Below are 6,337 nucleotides of genomic sequence, written 5' to 3' on the forward strand. Positions count from 1 at the left end.
ACCAGCAGGAGGGCTGTCCACATCAGGATGTGCCCTCCTTGCGTTCAAGCTGGCGCGCGGCCAGCTCGGCGGCGTGGATGTCGGCCTCGTCATCGAAGCGGTGCTGGTAGGAAAAATCCCCGGTGCGGATGCCCTGCACGTCTTCGAGAAGCCCCATGGCAAAGCGCAGCGCCATGCTTGTAAAGCCATAGGGCAGCACCGCCTGCACGATCCAGATGGGCAGGGCAATGGTGGTGGCCTCGGTGCCGTCGCCAAAATTCACGGCCACGTAGTCCCAGCAGACAATCAGCAGGCAGGCGCAGACCAGAACGCCCACCGCGCCGGAGGCGATGCCGACCACGGCGCGGCCCTTTTCGGAGAGGCTCTTCGTGATGACGTCGATGGTGATGTGCTTGCGCCGCCGGGTGGCCAGCGCCGCGCCGAGCAGGGCGCTCCAGAGCACGAGGAAGCGCGCGAGCTGGTCGGCCCAGGCAAAGCCGCCGGCGAAGAAGCGCAGCGCCACCTGGCCCGCCGAGAGAATGAGCATTGCGGCGATGCACGCCACCATGAGCGCGCGCTCGGCCGCGGCCAGGCGCTCGTCAAAGCGGCGAAGCTTCTCCAGGATTGCGTTCAACTATTTCTTCCGCGCGCGGAACTCTGCGAGGGACTTCTTCACCTTGTCCCAGAGCTCCTGCTTGAAGACGCCCTTGTCGATGAGCTTTTTCGCGACCGTTTCGGAGACGTTGCTCATCTTCGCGCGCTCGGCATCGCTCATGGGAATCACTTCGATCCCCTGTTCCCTGAATCCCTTGAGGATGCCCTCGTCGATGCCGCGCACGCGGGTGCGCGCGGCGGTTTGGAGTTCATCGCGGAAGCCCAGGATGATCTTCTTGTATTCCTCGGGCAGCTCGTTCCAGAACTGCAGGTCGAAGACGACGGCCGCGGGCTGGTAGATGTGACCGGTATCCCACCAGTATTTGGTCTGCGTGAACCACTGCCCGGCGATGCCGTAGATGGGCGTGGTGGAGTAGGCGGTAATGAGGCCCGTCTGCAGGTTCGAGAGCACGTCGGGGACGGCGAGCGGAACGGGCACGGCGCCCAGCGCCTCCAGCGTGGCGATGGCGACGTCCGATTCCTGCGCGAAGGCCTTCTGGCCCTTAAGCGCTTCCCAGGAATCGACGCGCTTGTTTGTGAAGCCGAAATCCAGCCAGCCGTTCTCCGCCCAGGAATAAAGATAAATGCCCTGCGCTTCGAAGCGCTGCTGCATTTCCTTCCAGAGCACTTCGTCGAGGATGTAGTCGATCTCTTCGTAGTTCTTGAACAGGTAGGGCAGCTCCACGATCTGGAGCTCGGGCACCACGGTGGAAATGCCGCCGGAGGTAAAGCCGCCGCCGGTGATCTTGTGGAACTTCATCTGTTCGAGCATCGCGCGCTCGTCGCCCAGGATGCCGTTGAGATAAGTCTTCACGCGGATCGACTTGTCGGTCTGTTTCTCGACGCGTTTCTTGAAGTCATCGAGCACGTCCGACCAGGGCGTTCCCGCCGGGGCCAGCGTGGCGAACTTGAGCTTGTAGCGCTCGGCCGCATCGGCGCTCTGCTGCGCGCTGAGTGCCAGGCTCACCACTACGGCGCAAATGAATGCAATCAGGGCTCGTTTCATGGGGCGGGTTCCTCCGTGGGGCTTCGAGAGCCGCTAGAAAATGTCGTCGACTTCATCGAGCAGCTCGCGCGCGTATTGCTGGGCATGCTCGTCGTCCAGGCGAAGCGGGTCGTTGGGGTCGAGCTTTGCCGCGACGACTTCGTTGAGCAGGCGGACGTAGAGCTCGCGGTCGTCCATGAAGGTGGCGTAATACTCGGCCATCAGCACTTTGGTCGTGAGGGCTTTGGATTTTGCAATGGCGATCTCGAAGTGCTCGCGCGATTTCTCGGGGTCCTTGCCGACGGGAATCTCCACGTAATAGACGCCGTAGAATCGGTGAACCGAGTATTCGAGGTAGCTCTCGTCGAGTTCCATGACCCGGTCATTCATCGCCTTGATCTTGGGGATGTCCAGGCCCATGCGAATGAGTCCGACGAGCTGGCCCCAGCGGCCCCAGTCGATGGCGCCCCAGTAGAGCGCGGGCACGTCGTCGATGGTCGCGAAGGGAAGGGCGTCGCGGATGTCGCCGTCGTTCTCGAGGATCTCGCGCATCTTCGGATTGGCTTCCAGGCCTTTGAGCGCGTACTCGCGGCCCACATGGTAGTAGTTCTTGCGCGTCTCGGTATCGTCCTTGTCGGTATAGTACTCGCCCAGGATGAAATAGATCCACGCGAGCTGGCCCCCCACGCCCGGATGGCGGGGGTCGATGGCAAGGGCCTGCTCGAACTTGTCCTTGGCCAGCTCGAGCTGCGCGCGCTCGTGGCGGTTGCGGAAGGCGGCGTTGCCTTCCTCGATAAGCGCGGCGGCCTCGGCCTTGCCCGCGCCGGGCGGCACTTCAATGTAGGGAAGCTTCGCGCGTTTGGGGGCGCAGGCCGAGAGCGAGCCGAGCGCAAGGGCGCCCAGCGTGAAGAGCGTTGCCAGGTGGAGCGTGCGACGAGGCTTGAGCATGAACATCATCCCTCGGGCGGGTGGTGCCAGGCGACTGAGCCCGGCGGCTCATACGCGTTGTGAAGGCCCGTGGGTCACCCCGCCCGGTGTGACTCCCCAGTTGGGCCAATCGGTTTGAATGCAAAGCATGCTACCACCAGGATGCGCGCGCCCGCAATGGCGGAGCCCCCTGAACACGCATTGGAGGCGCCCCTTGCCGGGCCCCTCAGAATCTTTTACCCATGAGGTCGCAAGGCGGTGCACCATGCCACGGGTTGAAGTCCAGCTTCCGGCCACGAAGGCCTCTTCCTATCCGATCGAGATTCGGCCGGGCCTGCTTGCGCGCGCGCCGGCGATGATCGAGAAGGTCGCGGGCAGGCGCCGCATCGCCGTGATCTCTGACTCGCGTGTCAGTCGCCTTTATGGTGAGGCCCTGGCAAAGGCGCTCCAGAAGAAGCGTCCGAATACGCGGCTCATTCGTTTCCCCGCGGGGGAGCGCCACAAGACCCGCGCCACCAAGGACAAGATCGAGGACCAGTTACTCTCCGCCGGTTACGGGCGCGACAGCCTGCTCGTTGCCGTGGGCGGCGGGGTGGTGGGCGATCTCGTTGGATACGTCGCCGCCACCCTGCACCGGGGCGTTCCCTTTGTGCAGGTGCCAACGACGCTGCTCGCCATGAGCGACAGCGCCGTGGGCGGTAAGACGGCCGTCGATACCCCGGCGGGCAAGAACCTGGTGGGCGCGTTCTGGCAGCCCGAGTGTGTGATCGTGGATCCGAAGGTGCTGGGCACGCTTCCCCCACGTGAAATCCGCGCCGGGGCGGCGGAGGTGGTCAAGCACGGAATCATCGCCGATGCGCCCCTCTTCTCCTATATGGAGAAGAATCTCGGGGGTCTGCTGGCCGGCGATCCGAAGGTGATCGCCCGCGGGGTGGCCGATTCCTGCCGGATCAAGGCGGCGGTGGTCTCCAAGGACGAGCGCGAGGATGGCTACCGCCAGATTCTCAACTTCGGTCACACGATTGCCCATGCCCTGGAGCTGGTGCGAAACTTCAAGCTGCTCCATGGCGAGGCCGTGTGGGTGGGCCTCGCCGTCGAGGCGGCATTGGCCGAGGAAATCGGACTGCTCGGCGCCTCTGACGCGGTGCGAATCATTGAGGTCTGCGGGCGCGCATACCCGCTTGAGCGCGCGCTCAAGGGAGTTTCCCCGGCGGCACTGCTGCGCGCGGCGAAGGGCGACAAAAAAGCCCGCGCCGGCAAGGTTCGTTACAGTTTGCCCATGAAAATCGGCGCCATGTCGCCGGGCGAGGGCAACTGGAGCCTGGCGCCCGATCCGGCGGCGGTCCGCCGCGCCCTCGCGCGAATCCGGGCCGGGCAAAAAAGCGAGTAATATCGGGTTGCTAGATGCGTCCGGGCCGCCTAGTATTGTTTCCAAGTTCTGATGAACAAATGAGGATATTGCGCCTCAGGCGCGTAAGGTGAAGGCTCCGCCCGCTCCCGAAGTTTCATCTATGAGCAGGATCATCGGCATCGATCTGGGGACGACGTACACGTGTGCCGCCGTGGTTATCGACGGCAAGCCCGTGGTAATTCCCTGTAAATCGGCCAATACGGTGCCGTCGATGATTGCCGTGGACAACAAGGGCAATGAGCTCATTGGCCACGAGGCCAAGCGCCAGAGCGTCATCAACCCGCTCAATACCATCCATGGAACCAAGCGCCTGATCGGCCGGAAATACGATTCTCGGACCACCCAGGTCATCCGCCGCCACTTCAAGTACGAGCTCGAAGAAGACAATTCGGGCAACGTCCAGATCACCATGGCGGGCTCGAAGTTCTCGCTCTCGGACGTGGCCGCGCGCATCCTCAACCGGATGCGCAACTACGCCCAGGAATTCCTGAACGAGCGCGTCGAGAAGGCCGTCGTTACCGTCCCGGCCTATTTCAACGACCGCCAGCGCCAGAGTGTCAAGAGCGCCGGCGAGCAGATCGACCTCGAAATCGTTCGCATCATCAATGAGCCCACCGCCGCAGCTATCGGCTACGGTTTCGGGCGCGATCTCAACGAAAAAGTCCTGATCTACGACATGGGCGGGGGCACCTTCGACGTGTCCGTCTGCGCGGTGCGCGGCCCCGTGTTCGAGGTGATGGCCACCGGCGGCAACACCTTCCTGGGCGGCGTGGACTTCGACGACCGGATCATTTCCTACGTTCTCAAGAAGTTTAAGGACGAGACCGGCAAGGACCTCTCCAACGACGCCATTGCCGTGCAGCGCATTCGAGACGGTGCCGAGAAGGCGCGCATCGATCTCTCGAGCGTCGAGGAATATCCGCTGAGCATCCCCTACGTCACGACCGACGAGGCGGGCAACGCGCTCAACATCGATCTCAAGCTCACCCGCGCGATTCTCGAGGGCCTGACCAAGGACCTCGTCGACAAGAGCTTCCGCATCGTCGAGCAGGTGCTCGAAGACTCCAAGCTCACCAAGGACCAGGTGGGTCACATCCTGCTGGTGGGCGGCATGACGCGCATGCCGCTGGTGCAGCAGCGCGTCCACGACTACTTCGGCCGCGCCCCGGCCAAGGCGGTCAACCCCGACGAGGCCGTCGCCATCGGCGCCGCCATCCTCGCCCACTCGAGCGAGCCGGGCTCCACCATCAAGGTGCAGCTCCTGGACGTGGTGCCCATCTCAATCGGTATCGCGCTTCCCAACGGCCAGTTCCTCAAGATTTTTGAGAAGAACACCTCGATCCCCAACGCCAAGAGCAAGATCTTCACCACCAGCAAGGACAATCAGTCGCAGATCCAGATCCAGATCCGCCAGGGCGAGTCCCAGAACGCGCTCAACAACGAGATCCTCGGCAACTTCTGCTTCCAGGGAATCCGCGCCGCCCCCAAGGGCGAGCCCAAGATCGAGGCGATCTTCCACCTCTCGGAAGAAGGCATCCTCAAAGTCACAGCCAAGGACCGCGACACCGGCCAGGAACAGGAAACCACCCTCGACCTGCGCGGCAACTGAGCCGATCAATCACCGAAACGAAAAGCGGCCCCGACGGGGCCGCTTTTTTTGGGGGGGGCCTTGTTGGGGCCTTATAGACAGTGAGCAATTGCCACTAGAGGAATAGTTCCTGAACCATCGCGACCAGAACCGGCAGGAACGTGAGTGCCACTATTGCAGACGCCACCGCAAAAGACAGAAGCAGGCGCTTCGGCTGCCGGGCGAACCACATGTTCGCGTTCGGTCCGGTCAGCCAGTAGAGCAGCATCAGAATGCTGATAAACACAGATGTGTCGACAACCCACTCCGAAGTTGGCTGCCGATGGGTGCCAAAGATTGCGAGGACGGAGACTGTAACAAATGCCAGTGCCGCGATAGCCGCCAATGTCACATAGCCATCTCGAGCCCAGCGTTGTCCTCGACCCAACTGCAGGATTACATAGGCTTCGACGACTGTGGGCATCAAGCGAAATGAAACGTATCCCGGCAGCAACCCTCCTGTTGTGTGAATCGTATCAAATACATCAATGGCGAGCAGCACCCAAGCCAACCAACAGGCCCAAGTAACAGCGCGCGGGCGCTCGGTGGTCGTCGCAATCTCCGATTTCGGAGTGGTTTCCATCTTTTGAGCATAAACTAACGGCATCGACGCCGCCAGAATCCTGTTATCCGTGTTCATCCGTGGCCATCTGTGGTTCATTCTTCACGTCCACGTCCACGTCCACGTCCACGTCCACGTCCACGTTGCTCGTCATTCCTCTGCTGCGCTCGGGATGACGGAAGCTTGAACGTG

6 protein-coding genes are annotated in these 6,337 nt (G+C 62.4%); 2 read left to right on the plus strand and 4 right to left on the minus strand.

The window, feature by feature from the left end:
• Nucleotides 1-22: 22 nt before the first annotated feature.
• Genes KDH09_13855 through KDH09_13865 form a run of 3 tightly spaced genes read right to left on the minus strand, consistent with a single transcriptional unit; the run spans nt 23 to nt 2,566 of the window.
• Nucleotides 23-613, minus strand: coding sequence for a TRAP transporter small permease (locus KDH09_13855; protein ID MCB0220780.1), 591 nt, complete (start codon nt 611-613; stop codon nt 23-25).
• Nucleotides 614-1,639: a TRAP transporter substrate-binding protein DctP gene (dctP, locus tag KDH09_13860; protein MCB0220781.1), complete on the minus strand. Its 1,026-nt coding sequence runs from the start codon at nt 1,637-1,639 to the stop codon at nt 614-616.
• A gap of 33 nt (nt 1,640-1,672) precedes the next feature.
• On the minus strand, nt 1,673-2,566 hold the full coding sequence (locus tag KDH09_13865) for a hypothetical protein (GenBank protein ID MCB0220782.1): 894 nt from the start codon (nt 2,564-2,566) through the stop codon (nt 1,673-1,675).
• Nucleotides 2,567-2,810: 244 nt separating this feature from the next.
• Between KDH09_13865 and aroB the strand changes: the two genes are divergently transcribed.
• Entirely contained in the window at nt 2,811-3,935 is a 1,125-nt protein-coding gene (gene aroB / locus KDH09_13870) for a 3-dehydroquinate synthase (protein ID MCB0220783.1), read from the plus strand.
• A 121-nt stretch (nt 3,936-4,056) separates the two neighbouring features.
• Nucleotides 4,057-5,565 carry an Hsp70 family protein gene (locus KDH09_13875; protein MCB0220784.1) on the plus strand — a complete coding sequence of 503 codons (1,509 nt, stop codon included), beginning with the start codon at nt 4,057-4,059 and terminating at the stop codon, nt 5,563-5,565.
• A 94-nt stretch (nt 5,566-5,659) separates the two neighbouring features.
• Here KDH09_13875 and KDH09_13880 read toward each other — a convergent pair whose 3' ends face one another.
• Nucleotides 5,660-6,223 (minus strand): hypothetical protein, encoded by a 564-nt coding sequence (locus tag KDH09_13880; GenBank protein ID MCB0220785.1) that lies wholly within the window; start codon nt 6,221-6,223, stop codon nt 5,660-5,662.
• Nucleotides 6,224-6,337: the final 114 nt, after the last annotated feature.

The sequence above is a fragment of the Chrysiogenia bacterium genome (assembly GCA_020434085.1).
Classification (GTDB): Bacteria; JAGRBM01; JAGRBM01; order JAGRBM01; family JAGRBM01; genus JAGRBM01.

What these genes read in the sequence shown, in the direction of transcription:
- dctP (MCB0220781.1), bottom strand. Translation starts at nt 1,639, where the DNA reads ATGAAACGAGCCCTGATTGCATTCATTTGCGCCGTAGTGGTGAGCCTG.
- KDH09_13865 (MCB0220782.1), bottom strand. Translation starts at nt 2,566, where the DNA reads ATGCTCAAGCCTCGTCGCACGCTCCACCTGGCAACGCTCTTCACGCTG.
- aroB (MCB0220783.1), top strand. Translation starts at nt 2,811, where the DNA reads ATGCCACGGGTTGAAGTCCAGCTTCCGGCCACGAAGGCCTCTTCCTAT.
- KDH09_13875 (MCB0220784.1), top strand. Translation starts at nt 4,057, where the DNA reads ATGAGCAGGATCATCGGCATCGATCTGGGGACGACGTACACGTGTGCC.
- KDH09_13880 (MCB0220785.1), bottom strand. Translation starts at nt 6,223, where the DNA reads ATGAACACGGATAACAGGATTCTGGCGGCGTCGATGCCGTTAGTTTAT.